General features: G+C 63.3%; 8 protein-coding genes and 1 tRNA gene. 7 read left to right on the top strand and 2 right to left on the bottom strand.

The window, feature by feature from the left end:
• Positions 1–169 precede the first annotated feature (169 nt).
• Positions 170–2,257 (top strand): molybdopterin oxidoreductase family protein, encoded by a 2,088-nt coding sequence (locus ASC68_RS12180; RefSeq protein WP_055879227.1) that lies wholly within the window; start codon positions 170–172, stop codon positions 2,255–2,257.
• A 138-nt stretch (positions 2,258–2,395) separates the two neighbouring features.
• On the opposite strand, the gene ASC68_RS12175 is transcribed toward ASC68_RS12180, so the two are convergent.
• The gene (locus ASC68_RS12175) at positions 2,396–3,214 is read right to left on the bottom strand and encodes a sulfite exporter TauE/SafE family protein (RefSeq protein WP_248310533.1); all 819 of its coding nucleotides are present in this window, start codon (positions 3,212–3,214) and stop codon (positions 2,396–2,398) included.
• Positions 3,215–3,482: 268 nt separating this feature from the next.
• Here ASC68_RS12175 and ASC68_RS12170 point away from each other — a divergent pair, with 268 nt between their 5' ends.
• Both ASC68_RS12170 and ASC68_RS12165 read left to right on the top strand, forming a co-directional pair.
• Positions 3,483–3,926, top strand: coding sequence for a glyoxalase superfamily protein (locus ASC68_RS12170; protein WP_055879224.1), 444 nt, complete (start codon positions 3,483–3,485; stop codon positions 3,924–3,926).
• Between the two features lie 146 nt (positions 3,927–4,072).
• Positions 4,073–4,789, top strand: a complete 717-nt coding sequence (locus tag ASC68_RS12165) for a glutathione S-transferase N-terminal domain-containing protein (protein ID WP_055879221.1) — start codon at positions 4,073–4,075, stop codon at positions 4,787–4,789.
• Positions 4,790–5,088: 299 nt separating this feature from the next.
• On the opposite strand, the gene ASC68_RS12160 is transcribed toward ASC68_RS12165, so the two are convergent.
• Positions 5,089–5,586: a DUF2147 domain-containing protein gene (locus ASC68_RS12160; protein WP_055879218.1), complete on the bottom strand. Its 498-nt coding sequence runs from the start codon at positions 5,584–5,586 to the stop codon at positions 5,089–5,091.
• 250 nt (positions 5,587–5,836) lie between these two features.
• Here ASC68_RS12160 and ASC68_RS12155 point away from each other — a divergent pair.
• From ASC68_RS12155 to ASC68_RS12145, 4 genes are all read left to right on the top strand, one after another.
• Positions 5,837–5,927: transfer RNA gene (locus ASC68_RS12155), tRNA-Ser, on the top strand.
• 635 nt (positions 5,928–6,562) lie between these two features.
• Positions 6,563–7,096, top strand: a complete 534-nt coding sequence (locus ASC68_RS12150) for a GNAT family N-acetyltransferase (protein ID WP_055879217.1) — start codon at positions 6,563–6,565, stop codon at positions 7,094–7,096.
• 157 nt (positions 7,097–7,253) lie between these two features.
• Positions 7,254–7,748 carry a hypothetical protein gene (locus tag ASC68_RS28670; protein ID WP_156387320.1) on the top strand — a complete coding sequence of 165 codons (495 nt, stop codon included), beginning with the start codon at positions 7,254–7,256 and terminating at the stop codon, positions 7,746–7,748.
• 612 nt (positions 7,749–8,360) lie between these two features.
• Positions 8,361–20,273, top strand: coding sequence for a cadherin domain-containing protein (locus ASC68_RS12145; protein WP_197421177.1), 11,913 nt, complete (start codon positions 8,361–8,363; stop codon positions 20,271–20,273).
• Positions 20,274–20,310 lie beyond the last annotated feature (37 nt).

Raw genomic sequence — 20,310 nt, 5'->3', positions numbered from 1 at the left:
GCATGACGGCTACGCTCAGGCCGCATGGCGACAGCAGATTCTGCTGCAAATGGTCCCGGCGGCTGCCTAATTCCTGGGCGTGACGGGTCTCGGCGCTCGGCGCTGCCTGGCCACTTGGCAGCGGCCTCGCCAGTCGCACGCGACGTCGCCCCGTGCTAAATGTGCGCCCATGAACGCCATCACCACGCCTCGCACCGCCCGTTCGGTGTGCCCACATGATTGCCCGTCGACCTGCGCGCTCGACGTCGAACTGATCGACGAGCGGACCATTGGCCGGGTGCGCGGCGCCAAGGACGATCCGTACACGGCCGGCGTCATCTGCGAGAAGGTGGCGCGCTACGCCGAGCGGATTCATCACCCGAACCGTTTGACGCATCCCCTTCGCCGCGTTGGCAAAAAGGGCTCCGGCGAGTTCCAGCAGATCAGCTGGGATGAAGCGATGGATGAGATCGTCGCGCGCTGGCTGGAGATCGAGCGCACTGACGGCCCCGAGGCGATCTGGCCCTACTTCTACGCCGGCACCATGGGCCACGTGCAGCGCGACGGCATCGAGCGGCTGCGCCACGCCCGCGGCTACTCGCGGCAATACGATACCATCTGCACCGGCACCGCCTGGCCCGGCTTCATCGCCGGCACCGGCGTGCTGGCCGGCCCCAACCCCGAGTCGATGGCCGACAGCGATTGCGTGGTCATCTGGGGCACCAACGCCGTCGCCACCCAGGTCAACGTGATGACCCACGCCATTCGCGCCCGCAAGGAGCGCGGGGCCAAGATCGTCGCCATCGACATCTACCGCAACGGCACCATGGAGCAGGCCGATATGGCGCTGGTGCTGCGGCCTGGCACCGATGGGGCGCTGGCCGTGGCGGTGATGCACATCCTGTTGCGCGACGGCCTCGCCGACCGTGCCTACATGGCCAGCTACACCGACTTCTCGACCGAGTTCGAGGCGCACCTTTCGACCCGCACCCCCGAATGGGCCGCGGCCATCACCGGGCTTGCTGTCACCGAGATCGAGGCTTTCGCCCGGCTGGTCGGCACCACGCCGAAAACCTATTTCCGTCTCGGCTACGGTTTCACCCGCCAGCGCAACGGCTCGACCTCGATGCATGCGGCGCTCTCGGTCGCAGCGATGACCGGCTCCTGGCAGCACCATGGCGGCGGCGCCTTCCACTCCAACTCCGGCTCGTGGAAGCTCGATAAATCAATGATCACCGGCGCCGACATGGGCCCCGGCGGGCGCGAGCTCGACATGAGCGAGATCGGCAAGGTGCTCACCGGTGACAGCACGGCACTGAAGGGCGGCGGCCCGGTCAAGGCGTTGTTCATCCAGAACACCAACCCGGTCAATGTCAGCCCGGAGCAGGGGCTCACCCGCGCCGGCTTCGCGCGCGACGATCTGTTCACCGTCGTCCACGAGCAGTTCATGACCGATACGGCCAAGCTTGCCGACATCGTGCTGCCCGCTACCATGTTCCTCGAGCACAACGACTATTACCGCCGCGGTGGCCATACTCGGCTGCTCTACGGCCCCAAGCTGGTCGACGCTCCCGGCGAGTGCCGTTCCAATTTCGAGGTGGTCAACGAGCTGCTGCGGCGCCTCGGCAGCGACCACGCCTCGATGCACCTCACCGATCGCCAGATGGTGGCCGAGACTTTCCGTCGCTCCGGCTTCGGCGAGCTCGACGAGATCGAAAAATTGGGCTTCATCGACGGCGCCTGGCCGGACGAAAAGGCGCGCTTCGCCGACGGCTTTGCCTGGCCCGACAAGCGCTATCGCTTCGAGCCGGACTGGGACGCCGTGGCGCGGCTCAAGGGCTACACCTGGGTCTGCGATCCCTCAGAGATGCCGCGCTTCGCCGACCATTGGGATGTCACCGAGCGGATCGACGCCGAAACCCCGTTCCGCCTTGCCACCAGCCCGTCGCGCAGCTTCCTCAACTCGACCTTTGCCGAAACCGCCGGCAGCCAGAAGCGCCAGCCCGAGCCGACCGTGTTCGTTCATCCCGACGATGCTGCCGAGCTCGGCATCGCCAATGGCGTCCCGGTGACGCTCGGCAACCGCCGCGGCGAGGTGGCGCTGAAGGCGGTGTTCTTTGCCGGCATGCAGCGCGGCGTGCTGATCGCCGAGGGCATCCACCCCAACTCGGCGCATCGCAACGGCCAGGGCATCAACACGCTGATCGGCTCGGACCCGGTCCGTCCGTTCGGCGGCGCCGCCTTCCACGATACGTCGGTGTGGGTGCGTAAGGACTGAAGCTAGCCACCGGCCTCTCGGCCACCTCCCCCCTGGCGGGGGAGAGAGCGAAAACTCGGGCTTAGCGCAGCTAAGTCCTTAGTTTTCGCCAGAGAGGGGGGTGCGGAGCCACCAGATCGTGGCTCAGCCGAGCCATGGCTACGCCCCGTAGGCCTGCCAGAAAAACCAGCCGGTCAGCCCGATCCCGTAGACGATGACCAGGCCGCGGATCAGCTTGGTGGGGATCCGCTTGGCCACCCGCGCCGCGACATAGCCGCCGATCGTCACGCCGACCAGCGCGATCGAGCCGTGGTACCAGTCGATGGCGCCCGAGAGCGCGAAGCGGATCACGCAAACCAGCGCCACCAGCGTCGAGATCCACAGCTTCAGCCCGTTCATGGCGTGGATATCGGTGAACCCGGCAAGGGCCAGGAAGGCCAGCAGCAGCACGCCAAGCCCGGCGTTGAAGAAGCCGCCATAAACGCAGATGCCGGCGAGCAGTACGAACAGCAGCACCACGCCGGCATGCCGGCTGCGGCCGTTGCCGCCGCCTAGCTGGCGCACATAGCTGTTGATCCGCCCGCCAAAGGCGAACAGCAGCACTGCGAACAGCAGCAGCCACGGCACCACCAGCACGAAGGTTTCGTTGGAAACCCTCAGCAGCAGCTCGGCCCCGACATAGCCGAAGACCAGCGAGACGATGGTGTAGCCGATCAGCTTGTCTCGATGCGCGACGATCTCGCGCCAGAAGCCGAACGCGCCGCTCGCATAGCCGGGGAAGCTCGCATAGGTGTTCGACGCATTGGCGATCACCGGCGGCACGCCGGCGAACAGCAATGCCGGAAACAGGATGAACGAGCCGCCGCCCGCCAGCGTATTGATGGTGCCGGCAATGAGCCCCGCGACGAACAGCATGGGTTCGGGAAAGCGGGCCATGTCGGCAATAAGGCTGGTGAAGAAAAGCATGATCTCGGCCATGTGACTTCCCTAGCCCCTTGCACGCCGGCACTCCAACGAGAAACGGTGATCTTCGCCATCAGCGGCACGAATGGCGGCAAGTTGACAAAGCCCGCCCGATCCACCACATGTCGCGCCGTGCTGCTGGCGCCTGCCGCTCGCTGGGGAAACCCGATGGTCAAGTCCAGCCGCGGATCATCCGTGACGCATCACATGATCGCTCCCTTCGAGGCGGTTCATGGCAAGGCGAGCCCCATGAAGAAATCCGCCTCTGTTGAAGAGGACCGACATGACTTTCTCTCTCGATACCCCCAGTGCCGCCACGCTCAAGGCTGAGGCTAAGGCGCTGCGCGCCGAACGCGCCCTCGCGGGCAATCCGCTGGGGCAGGGCGCCGCGCTCGAAGAAATCGCCCACCGCCACGGCTACCGCGATTGGAACACCGCATCAGCGGCAATGCCGGAACGCGCGGTCAGCCCGGTGCAGGTTGGCCAGCGCGTCAAGGGCACCTACCTCAGCCAGCCGTTCATCGGTATGGTCATCGGGGTACAACTGCTCGCCGACATGAACCACTACGAGGTCACCGTGAAGTTCGATCGCCCCGTAAACGTGTCGAAATCCGAGCTGATGGGCCCGATCTACCGCCAGCGCGTCCGCGCCACGGTCGATCTGCGCGGCATCTCGGCGGCGCGCACCAGCGACGGTGAACCGCATATGCGCATCCAGCGCGCCTAACAGAATGGATTTTCAACGGCGGGGCTCGCTCCGCCGTTGTCATTCCCGTGTGCGGGTTGTCTTCCATCGTCAGGTGCCGATATATGGAGCCCTCGTCCTCCGGTGGCGTTCCGTCACCACTTCAGCAGCAGACCGGGACTCCCCCAATGACCACCCAGACCTTGCCGATCGATCTCTACTACGCCGCCACGCCGAATGGCCGGAAGATCACCATCATCCTCGAAGAGCTGGCGCTGCCCTACGCCATCTACCCGATCAACATCGGCCGCGGCGACCAGTTCAAGCCCGATTTCCTCGCCATCTCGCCCAACAACAAGATCCCGGCGATCGTCGATCCCGAGGGGCCGGAGGGCAAGCCCGTCTCGATCTTCGAGTCCGGCGCGATCCTCAAGTACCTCGCCGAGAAGTTCGGCAAGTTCTACGGCACCAACTGGTCCGAGCGGATCAAGATCGATGAGTGGCTGTTCTGGCAGGTCGGCGGCTTCGGCCCGATGCTGGGGCAGAACAACCACTTCTCGCGCTACGCCCCCGAGAAGATCCCCTACGCCATCAAGCGCTACCAGGATGAGAGCCACCGGCTCTATCGCGTGCTCGATACCCAGCTGAAGAAGCAGGCCGAGCTCGGCAAAGACTATGTGGCAGGCGATTACTCGATCGCCGACATCGCCATCTTCGATTGGTCGCGTGGCTCGGACAACCACGGCATCGACATCACCGAGTTCCCCAGCTTCGCCGCCTGGCGCCAGCGCGTCACCGATCGCCCGGCCGTGCAGCGCGCCCTCGGCATCACCCTCGAGCAAAGCCAGCAGATCAGCGCCGCCACGGACAAGGAAGCGCAGAAGATTCTGTTCAACCAGCGCTGAGTTCGGTGATCCTCCCTGCTTGGCGGGGGGAGCCGCAAACACCGTGGCTCCGCACACCCCCTCCGAGCTTCGCTAGCTCGCTGCGCTCCCAAGCTTCGCTTGCCTCCCCCGTCGAGGGGGAGGTGGGCATCGAGTGCATGGCTGGACCTTGCCATAACCACCGGCCGGCACCCTCCCCTTGACGGGGAGGGATGGGGTGGGGTGTGCCACACGCGCTATGCTAGCTGATCCCACCTGTGCTGTGAGCCGACGCCAGTGATTAGTCGTCCGAGCGAAAGCAGGGCCCTCCCGCAAGCGCTCTACTCAGTCACAACTTCCAGCGGGACCCGCGACCAGTCCTGCTCCTGGCAGAGCACATAGAGCACGCAGCCTTTCAGCCGGATCAGGTCGGCCGACAGCACCTCGACCGAGCCCGAGTAGATGTTGCCATCCTCGGGGTTGTAAATCTCACCTTCATAGAACATCGGGTTGCCGGTCTGCCGCAGCGCCAGGATCTGCAGCCCCTGGATCGGCCGCCCCTGCAACGCCGGATCCTTGTTGTTGGCGTCGGTGAAGGATGCCGAATCAACGCTTTCCAGCTGATCGCCATACTTCTCTTTGATCGCCTCGGGGATCACGATCTTGGTGATGTGACCGCAATAGCCGATAGGGCAGGCGACAATCGTCAGCTCGGTCTGGGCCGTTGTCAGCCAAACCCCCTCGATCAGCGCTGGCAGCGTCTGCTGCGCTGCCACGGGGCCCGCGCCCAGCGCCATCGATATCGCCACGATGCTCGTCAGCTTCTGTAACCAGGCCATGGGTTCATCCTCCGCAAAGATCGCCCATCCGGTCCGCTCGAATCGAGGAGAACTCCCCGATTGCGGCAACTACGGCCATCGTTGCGCAGCCTCTGGTCAAATCAATGGCAAAGTTCAGCAAGTATCGTGACGGTGCGGCCGGCGCGGCACTTCTGCATCACTTGCCCGGCGCCGGTCATTTATTGCGTTGCGCGCGCCCCCGAAAAACCCCTTGCCCGCCCGGACGATTGCCCCTATCAGACCCTCCGACGGAGAGGTGGCCGAGTGGTCGAAGGCACGCCCCTGCTAAGGGCGCAGACCTCTAAAGGGTCTCGTGGGTTCGAATCCCATCCTCTCCGCCACCCTGCGCCCTGACGGGCTTCGGGTGGCAGGCCACCTGGAGCCCGGCAGGGTGCAGGGTGATCTCCCCAAGCTGCGGAGCAGCGCAGGGAGACAGGTCCCCCGTGCGGCCCCCCCAATTCCTCGGCAGACAATCTGAAGCGGCGCCACCTCATCGAGTGCGCGGGTTCTTTCAAGACCCGCCTGCCGTCGCGCTGAACTCCTGCGTCCGTGGGCGGAGCACGCGCGAGTTTCCACTACCGCAACTCCGTTTCATGCAAGGCCACGGGCCGAAGCGCTCACGAGAGTGACTTGCGGACGGACCGGTCCCTGCGAAGAGCCGGGCCGGTCGCATCGAATGCGGTCCGATCTCATCGATCTCGGCACGTCAGAGCGTCGGAAGCGTGAGCGCCCGACGCTGCCGAACCACGGTGGCATGACGTGCGTACGACAATCCCGATCGTCACCGTTGCTTAGAAGTTTGATCATTCGGAACAAAAGCCTCCGCCAGCAGAAGCTCTCTCTCGAGCAGATGACCGCCGTCAAACAAAGTCACCCGCGTTGATAAAGATTTCTACGTATTCCCCCTTGTTAAGAACTTGGCCATGTGATCCTGTGAGGTCATAGGGGCCAATTTCACAATAGAGAGCAAATCCCGATGGATGCGCAGGTCAACCCGGTCGACGAGACCGGCGAACGGTCGCGCTTGCCTGAAAGTCAGGGGGTGGTCATCGTCAAGATGACGTCGCCGCGGGAGGCCGTACTATTGCTGCCGCTGGTGCGCACCTGGCACGCCGAGAGCCAATACCGCCACCTGCCATTCTCCGAGCGCAAGTTTCTCGCCCAGGTCATCCGTGCGCTCCAGCGCCGCGACGACGGCGCGACCTTCTACGCCCTCCACCGCGGCGAGGCGATCGGCCTGATCGATGTCGCCGCTGGCGAGGCTTGGCTCAGCGAGGGCGGACGGTACGCAACCTGTTTGGCTTGGTTCGTGCGGCCGGATACTCGGATAAGTATGCTTGGAGGCCGGGTGGCTCGGCAGTTGCTGGATCAGGCGAAGACTTGGTCCGTCCAGACGAGAGCGGCAATGCTATTCCTCAACGGTACACACGGCCCACGCACCAGCTTCAAAAGAATGGGAGGCACCCCTATGGGAGAAAACATCGCGTTGGCCCTTGGCTGTGCTGAATGATCACCTTGGTACATTGGATCCAACTTCCTCGCAGCGGTTGTGACGCCGGGTTACGTGTCCATACCGCTGGGTTGCGCCCTCCGATCGTCAATGGTCGTTCTAAATAATAATACCTGAAACTGGAAACATCCGGGGGTCTGTGCATGGCGGTGGTAGAATGAAAGTGATCCGATCGTACCGAGGCGTGTTTGAACTTGTTGTTCTCGTTCTTCTATCTGCAGTCACAACTATTCCTCTCTCCTTGTCATCGAATATTGCGGTTGCAGAATCTGGTGTCGACACGTTTGGGGAGGTAGTTTGCAGGCATAGAGAGGCGCTGGATGTGTACGAGATGATACACAAGTACTTACCCAAGGCGGTTCTCCGAGGTGGAGTAGTATCTATTGGCGACACAGTTCTGCTGGATGCCGGGAGGGTATCTATCATTTGTCTCGGAGAAGCGCCAGCCGATGGATACGTGGTGGACTCGTTTGCTGCTCGCGGAGAGGGAAATACATATAGCTTCTCAATTTGGCGGATGTCGATGGACGAAGCGATTGCGTTCAATAATCACTTCTTGTTCAATTCAACAAGTGAATGGATGCAGACATCTGAATTCTTTATGATTGACAGTAACACAACTGCTGTTTCTACAAGGGCTGCGAGGAAGTAACAGATGGGCAAGTTCATTTACGACGCATCTGTACCTGAACTATTTCGCGAAGAGATCAATGCAATATACAATACGATTAGCACATCTCATGCGGAAATACTCAGCGCAGTCAAGAAGATAGACCCGGCCGCGGCAAAATATGTTGACGAGCTGGACTACGATGTCAATTTGTCGATGGTATCCAGGCCAGATAAGGCGGGAAGCAACGGCATAACGGGATCAAAGACCAGTATCTGGATTAATCCGGATAGCGTGAATAAGGTAAAGCCGCTATTTGATATTGTTGTTCATGAATTGATACACTCAATTACGTGGGCAACGTCCGGTAGGCCTCCCATTGGCGCGAAGACGCCGCACGAAATCGCGTTCTATGAGATACTGTATGCCACCGTGTGGGAGGCCTTTGGCAAACAGCCGCATAGCAGCGAAGAATACTGGCTGATTAAGGCAGTAAATGGCGAGGTAGTTAGTGCGGTGCCTGGGGCCAACGACCTAGCGCCTTGGATGTCGGGGGGCACCACGTCCAAGGGCGCGCCCCAGATCAAGTTCGAAAGCGCCGCCGCCCTCGAAGCAGCCATAGGGCGCAACATTACGCCGACACAGCAGTACGAATTGGCTAATCAGGGGGCGTTTCTCAAGTACCAGGTGAATGGTAGCGGCCCGCTTGTTAAGCTCGCCTCGGGCTCCGTCGCGGCCGTCGGGACGAAGTTTGCCACAGGTGACGGCTACGAAGCGATCGTCAACCCAAACGGCTCAGTTACGAACCTCAAGACCGGCTACACGTCCGCGCCCGGCAGCGCTTATAAGGAGGAGTACAAACAACAGTCCGACGGCTCATTCAAGGACAGTTCTGGAACCTACTATCCGCCAACCAACACTGTTTCCGCCTCCACCGGGCAGCCGCTCTACAAACAGACGGTATCTACTTACAATCACGACACTGGGAAGTTCGAGCAGAAGACCGTCTACAAATCTACGCCGCCATCGTCGAGCAGCAGTTCATCGGGCGGTTCTTCCAGCGGCGGTTCTTCCAGCAGCGGATCCTCCAGCAGCTCATCAAGCAAATCCTCACCCATTCTAATCGACCTCGACGGGGACGGCATCGAGATCGATCAGCTGACCGCGTCGAACTTCTTCTACGACGTGGCGGGCGACGGCCTGCAGCATCGGACCGCCTGGGCTGGCGCCGGTGACGGTGTGCTGGTGCGCGATTCCGGCAATGATGGGGTGATCAACCTTCGCAACGAGATCGATTTCACCCAGTGGGACCCGACGGCCGAGGGGGATATGCAAGCCCTTCTCAACGTCTTCGATACCAACAAGAACGGCAAGCTCGACGCGGGCGACGCCGAGTGGGCGCTGTTCAAAGTGCTCGTCACCAATCCTGACGGCACCACCACGCTCAAGACGCTGGCCGAGCTTGGCATCACCTCGATCAACCTGGTGAGCAACAACCAGGAAGTCAATTACGCAGACGGTTCCAAGATCTCGGGTACGGCAGGATACACCAAAGCCGACGGCTCGACCGGCATCGTGGCCGACGCCACCCTCTCCTACGATCCAAACGGCTATGTCGTGGGCAACACCGTCACCCACAACGGGGACGGTTCGACCACCGTGGTCAATCGCGCTGTGCGCCCTGACGGCAGCGTGGCGCATCAGACCACTACGGTCACCAGTGCCGACGGCAAGTCCAAAACCCTCACCTTCGATACCGATGGCGATGGTGTTCCCGAGCGGAAGCAGACCGATGTGACCGTGGTGAACGGCGACGGTTCGATAACTCGCACGGTCCAAGACTATGACGGTAGCGGTGCGATCCTGGCACGCAAGGAAATGACCGTCACCAGCGCAGATGGCAAGACCGTAACGGTGAGCCGCGATGTCGATGGCTCCGGCAATTACGACCAAGTGGAGTCGCGCGTCACCGCAGTCGATGGCAGCCTGTCATTGACCATCACCAACCTCCACCCCAACGGCACCACCAAAAACGAGCAGACCGTTGTCACCAGCGCGGACGGGCTGACCAAGACCACGCAGATCGAGCTGACCGGTAGTGGCGCGATCAATGCCACACGCACCGAGACCACGTCCGTCGCCGGCAATGGGACACGGACCGAGACGGTCACCGACTATGCCGGCAATGGCACCAGCGGCGCGCACATGGTGGCTCGCCAGGTCACTGTTGCGAGCGCCGATGGCAGCAACAAGAGCGTCGCCGCCGACCTTGATGGCAACGGTACCACCGACCTCACCGACACCAGCACGATCGTCCGCAATGGCGACGACAGCACAACGATGACCGAGCGCCGGACGAACGGCGACGGCTCGGTGCGCCAAAGCACGGTCACCGACCTCAGTGCAGACGGGCTCAGCGAGACAGTCCGCGTCGACGTCAATGGCGACGGTTCCTACGAACTGACGACAACCGACCTCACTCTGTTCGGAGTAGACGGCTCTACTACGAAAACCGTCACCAGCAGGGCCGCCAACGGCACGCTGCTCGACCGCGCCGTCGCCACCTGGAGCGCCGATGGCAAGACTCGCAGCACCAGCATCGACACGGATGGCGATGGGGCGTTCGACCGCATCGAGACGGTCGCCGTCGTCTCCGGCAACTCGGTGAACACGGCCTCGATCTACGCGCCGAATGGCTCGACGCTGCTGTCAAAGGCTGTAACGACGACCAGTGCGGACGGCCTTAGCAAGACCACGCAGGTCGATGCCAATGGCGATGGCGCTTATGACGCGACCAGCACCTCGACAACCGTCGTTAATGGCGACGGTTCGTCGACCATCACCACTATTGTCAAGAACGGCGCCGGCACGATCCAGGTTGGCAAGACTGTCGTGACAACCAGCGCCGATGGTCTGTCGACCACCGCCCAAAGCTACCTGAACGCCCAGACCTCGCCCTACAAAACCGTCACCGACGTGACGGTGAAGAATCCCAACAGTTCCCTGACCCAGACGGTGACGGTGCTCGAAGGCACCAGCCAGGTGCAGACCGGCAAGGTGATCACCAATGTCAGCGCCGACCGGCTGACCACCACGGTGAGCAGCTACGTTGGGACCAACGCATCGCCGCAGGATGTGGTCACCAGTGTGACCAGTGCCGACGGCTCGAAGGTTCAGACGAGCTCCAACTACAGCCCGAACGGAGCGACGCTGCTTGGCCGGACGACTATCTCGACCAGTTCCGACGGGCTGACGCAGACCAAGGTGGTGGATGCCAACGGCAACGGCGTCACCGACGCTACCGAAGTGACGGCGAAGGCGCTGAACACAGACGGCACCACAACCCTTACCACCACCGCTTACCAGGGGTCGGGTACGGCTGGTGCCAACAAGGTCGGCCAGACCGTGGTCACAACCAGCGGCAACGGCTTGGCCATCAGCAAGCAGGTCGACGCCAATGGCGATGGAACTTTCGACGCCAAGGCGACTGAGAGCACGGTGCTCAACGCCGATGGTTCCAGGACGCAGACCACGGCCAATTACAATGGCGCCGGGACGGTCCAGACCGGCAAGTCGGTCACGACCGTCAGCGATGACGGCCTGAGCAAGACCGTCTCAACCTATCTCGGTTCTCACACCACCGCCGACGTCGTCACCACCAGCACCACAACGCTAAACCCGGATGGCTCGAAAAGCGATACCGTCTCCACCTACAGCGCCAGCAGCGCCCTCGTCGGGCGGACGATAGCGACCACCAGCGGCAACGGCCTCTCGGCGACGGTCGCCTCCGACCTCGATGGCAACGGCGTCAACGACCTGGTGGTCAGTTCGTCGACCAACGCCAATGGCTCGGTTACGACGGTTTCGTCGACCTACGGCGCCACTGGCGCACTGGCCTCGCGATCGACGCAAACCGTGTCCAGTGATGGCCTAAGCAAGAGCGTTTCGACCGACCTCGACGGCAACGGTACCGCCGACCTGTCGCAAACCATTGCCACGGTGCTCAATGCCGATGGCTCGAAGACCCAGACCATCTCGAACTTCCTCGCAAGTGGGGCGCTCAAGGACAAGACGGTCATCACGACCAGCGCCGACGGGCTGTCGACGACAACCCAGTGGGACAAGACCGGCGGCGGCAGCTTCACCGGCAGCCAGACCGATGTGATCACCATCAACGCGGACGGCTCGGCGACGCGGGTTGTGTCGGTATTCAATGCCAATGGCTCGCTGCACGATCGCACCACGATCGTCACCAGCGCTGACAAGCTGACGGTTACGACCACAGAAGACGTCGACGGCAACAGCAGCGTCGATCATACCTTCGTGCAGGTCCGCAATGCCGACGGCACGCTGTCGATCTCGAGCATGGACGGCGCGGTGCAATCGGCATCGGGCCGCCTCTATGGCAACGCCAAGGGCGAGTACCAGACCCAGAGCGCCGACGGCCTGTCGACGACCATTCGCTACGACGCGAACGGCAACGGCCTGGCGGAAAGCCAAGTCACCGACACCGTAACCTTGAATACCGATGGCTCAAAGGTCGAGACGATTTCCTACTCGAACCTCAGCGGCGGCACCGCCTCGTCGGCCAACCCGGTCTACACCGAGACGCTGAAAGAAAAGGCGGTCGTCACCACCAGCGCCAATGGCCTGTCGACCACGTCACAGTACGATCTGACAGGATCGGGCACCTATGGTGAGAGCAAGACCGACGTCACCGTGCTCAATGCGGATGGCTCGACGACGCAGACCACCAGCACCTTTGCCGGCGCGACGCTGAAGAGCAGGTATGCGCTCACCGAGAGTGCGGATGGCCTGTCGACAACTGCGCAATGGGATCGGGCGGGCACCGGCACCTACACCGAGACCTCGACGAAAGTTGTCGTCAAGAACGCCAACGGCTCGACCACCGAGACGGTGACCAGCACCGGTGCTGGCGGCGCGCTCATCTCCAAGCTTGTGACGACAACAAGTGCGGACGGACGGACGACCACCACCCAGAAGGACATGGACGGCAACGCCGCTTACGAGGAAAGCCAGACCGTTACGACGTCCACGGCTGCCGATGGTTCCACCACGGCCGTGACGAGCACCTATAATGGCTCGGGCGGGCTGATCAACCGCTCGACGGTCCAGGTGAGCGCCGACCGGCGAACCGTCACCTCCACCCGAGACGCCGACGGCAATGGAACCGTCGACCAAACCGAGGTGACCACGACGCTTGTCGACGGCAGTTCGAGCAAGGTGGTGACCGACTGGGCGGCGAACGGCAGCAAGACAGGGGTGCTGACCTCGACCACCAGTGCCGACGGCCTGCTCGTCACGTCCAGCCGCGACCTCGATGGCGACGGCATCATCGACCGCACCTACACCCGCAAGCAGGTGAACAACGCCGACGGCTCCACCAGCAGTACTCTTGAGACCTTCAAGGTCAGCGAGAAGGCGGCGAACGGTACTGTTACGGTCATCTCGCCAAGCCTGACTCATAAGACGGTCACCACCGTCAGCGCCGATGGCCGCACCACCACCGTCACTACCGACGTCGACGGCAGTGGTGGTATGGATGAGACCATCACCACCAACACCAAGATCAACGGCTCCGCGGTCACTACGACCACAGACGATGCCGATGCACGAAAACTCGGTGCTGGGCCGGGCGACGTGGCCTGGGTGTCCGCCCTCAATGGCGCCGGCACAGCAGCCTCCACCACAACCACCATCAGCGCCGACGGCAATACCCGCACGGTCGAGGCCGACTACGACGGCAACGGCAGCAAGGAGCATACCGAGACCTGGATCACCCGGATCGATGGCTCTCAGGTTGGCACCATCACCGACAAGAACGCCAAGAACAAGGTGGTTGCGTCAGCCACCGAGACCATCAGCGCCGATGGTCTGACGGTGCGGCTGGCCAAGGACAAGGACAACGATGGCGATATCGACGTCGTCGAAACGTCGGTGATCCGCGTCGACGGCAGCAAGGTGAAGACCATCACCGAGTATAACGGCGCCACGGTCACCAAGCAGACCGTGATCACCGTCAGCGCCAATGGCGAGCGTGCCGACTACGCAATCACCGGCGGGAACTCTCAGGATACCCTCTATGGCGGTGGTGGCAATGACAGCCTCAACGGCGGCGGCAGCAACGATCAGCTGGTCGGCGGCAAGGGTGACGACACCTATTACGTCGATAACGCCAACGATCAGGTCTACGAGTCGGCCAATGAGGGGACCGACACGGTCTATTCCTCGACCAACTTCCAACTCTCGGAGAACATCGAGAATCTGTTCCTCACTGGTTCCGGACATATTTCGGGAACCGGCAACTCGTCCAACAACTGGATCGTCGGCAATACCGGCAACAACCAGCTGAGCGGCGGCGGCGGTGATGACACCCTTGTCGGCGGTGCCGGCAGTGACGTGCTTTCCGGCGACAATGGGACCGACACGGCCAACTACAGCAGTTCGGCCTCTGCCGTGACCGTCTCGATGGAAAAAGCGGGCAAGAAATCCGGCGTCCAGACCTCGGTCAACGAGAACGGCTCGGCCGATACCCTCGCCAGCATTGAGAAGCTCATCGGCTCGGCCTTTGATGACAAGCTGCTGGGTAGCCACGTCTCCGGCGGTGCGGGCAATGACATTATCGACGGCATGAGCGGCAACGACACGCTGTTCGGCGATAGCGGCGATGACCTGATTGACGGCAAGACCGGCTCCGACACCATGGCCGGCGGCGCCGGCAACGACCGCTTCCTGGTCGATGTCTCGGGCGACGTGGTCACCGAACTCGCAGATGGCGGCAACGACACCGTCATTACCGCGCTTGGCTATACGCTCGGCGCCAACGTCGAAAACCTGACGCTTACCGGCACTGCTGCCGTCAACGGGACCGGCAACGCCCTCAACAACGTCCTCGTCGGCAACTCGGCGAACAACATCCTGACCGGTGGAGGGGGCAACGATATCTTCAACGGTCTCGAGGGCACCGACACGCTGATCGGCGGCCTGGGGGATGATCTCTACATCCTCGAGACGGGCTCGCCGGACACCATCACCGAGGCGGCCGCAGAAGGCACGGACACTGTCCAGGCCGGGATGACCTACACTCTGGGCAGTAACCTCGAGAACCTGATCCTCTCGGGCACTGCCGCGATCAATGGCACCGGCAATACGCTCGACAATGCCCTGCTCGGCAATGCCGCCGCCAACGTGCTCACCGGCGGTTCCGGCAACGACGTGCTCGATGGTGGCGCCGGCGCCGACACGCTGATCGGCGGCATCGGCAATGATGCCTATGTCATCGACAATGCGGGCGACGTCATCCAGGAGAATAGCGCAGAGGGCACCGATACGGTGTACACCGCCCTCGACGCCTACACCTTGGGGAGCCATTTCGAGCAACTGGTGCTGCAGGGCAGCGCCGCGCTGAGCGCTACCGGCAACTCGCTCGATAACTACATGCTCGGCAACGCTGCCGCGAATGCGCTCACCTCCGGTGCCGGCAACGACATCCTCGATGGCGGCGCGGGTGCCGACACCCTCACCGGCGGCACCGGGGACGACGTGTATTACGTCGATACCGGCTCCGATTCGGTGGTCGAACTGGCCAGCGAAGGCACCGACCTGGTGGTGTCGTCGGCCGCCGGATACCTGCTCGCCGCCAATGTCGAAAACCTGACGCTGACCGGCACCGCCGGTAACGGCACCGGCAACGCCCTCAACAACACCATCACCGGCAATGCCGGCGCCAACGTCCTCGACGGCGGCGCCGGAGCTGACAGCCTGATCGGCGGGGCCGGCAACGACACCTATGTCGTCGACAACGCTGGCGACACCGTCACGGAGACGGCGAGCAACGGCACCGACACGGTGCTGTCCGCCGTCAGCTTCGTGCTCGGGACAAATGTCGAGCACCTGACCCTCACCGGGGCGGGCGCAGTCAACGCCACCGGCAACACGCTGAACAACACGCTTATCGGCAATGCCGGCGCCAACACCCTCGATGGCGGCGCCGGCGCCGATACCATGACAGGCGGCGCCGGCGACGACATCTACGTCGTCGATCAGGCCGATGACGTGGTGGTGGAGCTGGGCAGCCAGGGCAGCGATACAGTGCGCTCGGCGATCAGCTATTCGCTCGGGCAGAACGTCGAACACCTGGTCTTGACCGGCAGTTCGGCGATCAGTGGCCTCGGTAATGCGCTGGCCAACAGCATGACCGGCAACTCCGCCGCCAATACCCTCGATGGCGGGGTAGGGGCGGACACCCTGATCGGCGGCGCCGGCGACGATACCTATGTCGTCGACAACGCCGGTGACGTGGTGACGGAAGCAGCGAGCGAGGGCACCGATACGGTGCAGGCGCGCGTCTCCCATACCCTTGCTGCCAATGTCGAGAATCTGGTTCTCGTCGGCAATGCGGCGAGCAGCGGCACCGGCAACTCGGCCGCCAACGTGCTCACCGGCAACTCCGCTGCCAACAGCCTCAACGGGGCCGGTGGCAACGATACGCTCAATGGCGCCGGCGGTAATGACACGCTCACCGGCGGCACGGGCAATGACAGCTATGTCTATGCCCGTGGCGGCGGCAACGATGTGGTGATCGAAGGGGCCGGCGAAGGCACCAGCGACGAGCTCGTGCTCTCCGGGATTTCCAGCGGCGCCATCAGCTTCACCCGCAACGGCTTCGACATCCTCGTCACCATCGCTCCGTCGGCGGTGGGTGCCGGCGATGGCGGCACTATCGTGCTGAAGGATCAGCTCCGCACCGGCGAGTATGGCGTCGAGACCGTCACCAACGGTGCGGGCGCCAGCTGGACCAAGGCCCAGTTGGTCGGCATGTTCGAAGCGCCCAGCATCACCTCGAGCGGGGGTGGCGCTACGGCATCGATCGAGCTGCCGGAAAACAATACCGGCGTCGTCACCGTCACCGCCACCGATAGCGGCACGGTGACCTATTCGATCGTCGGCGGCGCCGACGCGGCTAAGTTCACCATCAACAGCACCACCGGCGCGCTGAGCTTCGTTTCCGCCCCGGATTTCGACGTGCCGGGCGATACCAACGCCGACAATATCTACATCGTCACCGTGCAGGCCTCTGACGGCACGCTCACCGACACGCAGACCATTTCGGTTAAGGTCGGGGACGCCAACGACGCGCCGATCATTGCCTCGGGCGGTGGCGGCGCCACGGCCAGCATCAGCGTCAGCGAGGGGGCGACTGCCGTCACGACGGTTGTCGCGACCGACAGCGATGTCGGCGCAGTGGTGACCTATTCGATCACCGGCGGCGCCGATGCCGCCAAGTTCGTGATCGATGCGCATACCGGTGTGCTGAGCTTCGTCGCCGCTCCGAACTTCGAAGCGCCCGGCGATGTCGGGGCGAACAACGTTTATGACGTGGTGGTCACCGCCGCGGACGGCTGGCTGACCGACAGCCAGGCGATCGCGGTGTCGGTCGGCAATGCCAACGAAGCGCCGACCATCTCGTCGGGCAGTGGCGCCGACGAGGCGGCCGTTTCGCTGACGGAAGGCACGTCGGCAGTCACCACGGTGACGGCCACCGACGTCGATGCCGGCACGACACTGACCTTCGATATCGCCGGCGGTGCCGATGCCGGCAAGTTCACCATCAACGCCACCACCGGCGCCCTGAGCTTTGTTGCAGCTCCCGATTACGACCAGCCGGCCGATGCCGACGGCAACAATGTCTACGACGTGATTATCAGGGTTTCCGACGGCACGCTGAGCGACACGCAGATCATCTCGGTGACGGTGGGCAACCAGAACGAAGCGCCCACCATCCTGTCCAATGGCGGTGGCGCGACCGCTTCGATCGCCATCGACGAGCTGAGCTCCGCCGTCACCACGGTGGCGGCGGGCGATCCGGACGCCGGGACCAGCATCGTCTATTCGATCGTTGGTGGCGCCGATGCGACGAAGTTCAGCATCGACCCGACGACCGGGCAGCTCAGCTTCAAGAGTGCGCCCGACTTCGACCATCCGACCGATGTCGGGGCCAACAACGTCTACAACGTCACGGTGCAGGCCTCCGATGGCTCGCTGACCGATACGCAGGCTATCGCCGTCACCATCAACAATCTCGATCGGACGATTGTCGGCACTGCCGGCGTGGACGAGCTGGTGAGCGGAAGGGGCGACGACCTGCTGGAGGGCGGGCTTGAGAACGACACTTACCGTTACACCCGAGGCGATGGTGACGACGTCATCGACGAAGGGCAGGGCGGTGGCAGGGGGGATGTCCTCCGCGTCGCGGGTGTCAACGGCTTCACCCAGACCTACCTGGTCGCCGTCGGCGCCGACTTGCACATCCAGATCGCCGAAAGCGTTACCGGCGCCGGCGATGGCAGCACCATCGTGGTCAAGAACCAGTTCAGGACCGACGGCGAGTGGGGTGTCGAAACCATCATCGATGGTGACGGCAACATCTGGACCAAGGAGGCCCTGGTCACCTTCATGTTCGGGGCAGGTGGCCCCGGCCAGACCGGCACCTCCGGCAACAATACCCTCACCGGATCGGTGCTGAGCGAGACCTTCTATGGCCTCGGCGGTAACGATCAGATCAGCGCCGGCGAGGGTGACGACATCCTGATCGGCGGCGCTGGCGCCGACGTCCTCAATGGCGGGCTTGGCTGGGATATCGCCTCGTATATCACGGCGGCCGCCGGCGTGAATCTCGATATGCGCAATGCCAGCTCGACCTGGTCCGGCGACGCCACCAGTGACACCCTGACCTCGATCGAGCAGATCATCGGCACTGCATTTGCCGACAACATCGTCGTCAACGTGGACGGGATGTCAGTGCTCGGCGGCGCCGGCAACGACTATCTCGAGACGGTCGGCGACGGCAGCTACCTCGACGGCGAGGACGGCGACGACCAGCTCGCGGGTGACCGCGGCGTCGACATCCTCATCGGCGGCAACGGTGCCGATCTGATCTACGGCTATGGCGGCGGAGACCGCATCTTCGGCGGCGATGGCATCGACACCATCCTCAGCGGTGACGGCAGTGATGTCATCTTCGCCGGGGCCGGCGATGATGCGGTCGCCGGCGAAGCCGACGACGACGCCATCTTCGGCGAGGAGGGGGATGACTCGCTGCAGGGCGGCGACGGCGACGACGCCATCCAGGGCGATGACGGCAATGACTGGATCGATGGCGAACTGGGTGCCGACTGGGTCAGCGGTGGGCTGGGGGATGACAACCTCAACGGCGGCGATGGCGACGACTACCTCGTCGGCGGCGCCGGGGCCGATCAGCTGAACGGCGGCGACGGCTTCGATATCGCGGGCTACGAAAATGCCGAAGCCGGCATCAGCCTCAACACTAACCTCGCGGCCTCCACCTATACCGGCGATGCCTTGGGCGACACCTTCTCCAGCATCGAGTTCTTCTGGGGCAGCGCCTACGCCGACAGCATCACCGTCGGCTACAACGGCATCGAAATCTGGGGCGGCTCCGGCGATGACACCATCACCGTCACCGGGGTGGGCAGCAAGCTGCGCGGTGACGACGGTGCCGACGTGATCACCGGCGGCAGCGGCGTGGATGAGATCCTCGGTGGCGAAGGGAACGACACCATCGGCGGTGCCGGCGGCGACGACGCCCTCTCCGGCGAGGAAGGCGACGACATCCTCACTGGCGGTGCCGGCGCAGACTGGCTGCACGGCAGTGAAGGCAACGACACGCTCAATGGCGGCGACGACAACGACTACCTGATGGGTGGCGCCGGAGCCGACGCGCTCAATGGTGGAGCAGGCACGGACTCGGTCAGCTACTTCTGGTCAGAAGCCGGCGTGAGCTTCGACACGGCAGCTGCCGCCTCGACCTATGGCGGCGATGCCCTGGGCGACACCTTCGCCGACCTCGAAATCTTCATCGGCAGCGATTTCGGCGATGCGATCACCGTGCACTTCAACGGCACCACTATCCATGCCGAGGCTGGCGACGACGTGGTCACCGTCACCGGGGTGGGGAGTTTGGTACATGGTGACGGCGGTGACGATATCATTACCGGCGGCACCGGCATCGACACCATCTTCGGCGACGACGGCGACGACACCATCCACGCCGGCGACGGCGCGGATTCCCTGCAGGGCAGCGCTGGCAACGACGAAATCCATGCCGGCGCCGGCGACGACTGGGCCGGCGGCGATGACGGCGACGACATCCTCTACGGCGATGATGGCGTCGACTACCTCTCGGGCGGCCTCGGCGCCGACTCGCTCTTCGGCGGCGCCGGCAACGACCGGTTCACCTACGGCTCGACCACGGAAAGCGTCGCCGGCGCCATGGACCGCATCGAGGACTTCACTACCGGCGATCGCGTCCGGCTGATCGACATCGACGCCAACGAAGGCGTCTCCGGCGATCAGGCGTTCGTGCTGGATACCAACAGCTCCTTCTCCGCCGGCGAAATCCGCCAGACGGTGGTTGGCGGAGACCTGCTGCTCGAGATGAACGTCGATGGCGATGTCACGCCGGAGATGAGCATCCTGATTGTCGGCAGGACGACGGTGCTGGCCAATGGCGACTTCCTGTTCTGATCGCCGATTGGGGGCTTAGTTGGTAGTGCGTACGAAT

The organism is Devosia sp. Root105 (genome assembly GCF_001424865.1).
In the GTDB taxonomy this organism is placed as follows: domain Bacteria; phylum Pseudomonadota; class Alphaproteobacteria; order Rhizobiales; family Devosiaceae; genus Devosia_A.
The sequence above is the reverse complement of the archived record's forward strand: the minus strand, read 5'-3'. Positions and strand labels throughout refer to the sequence as shown.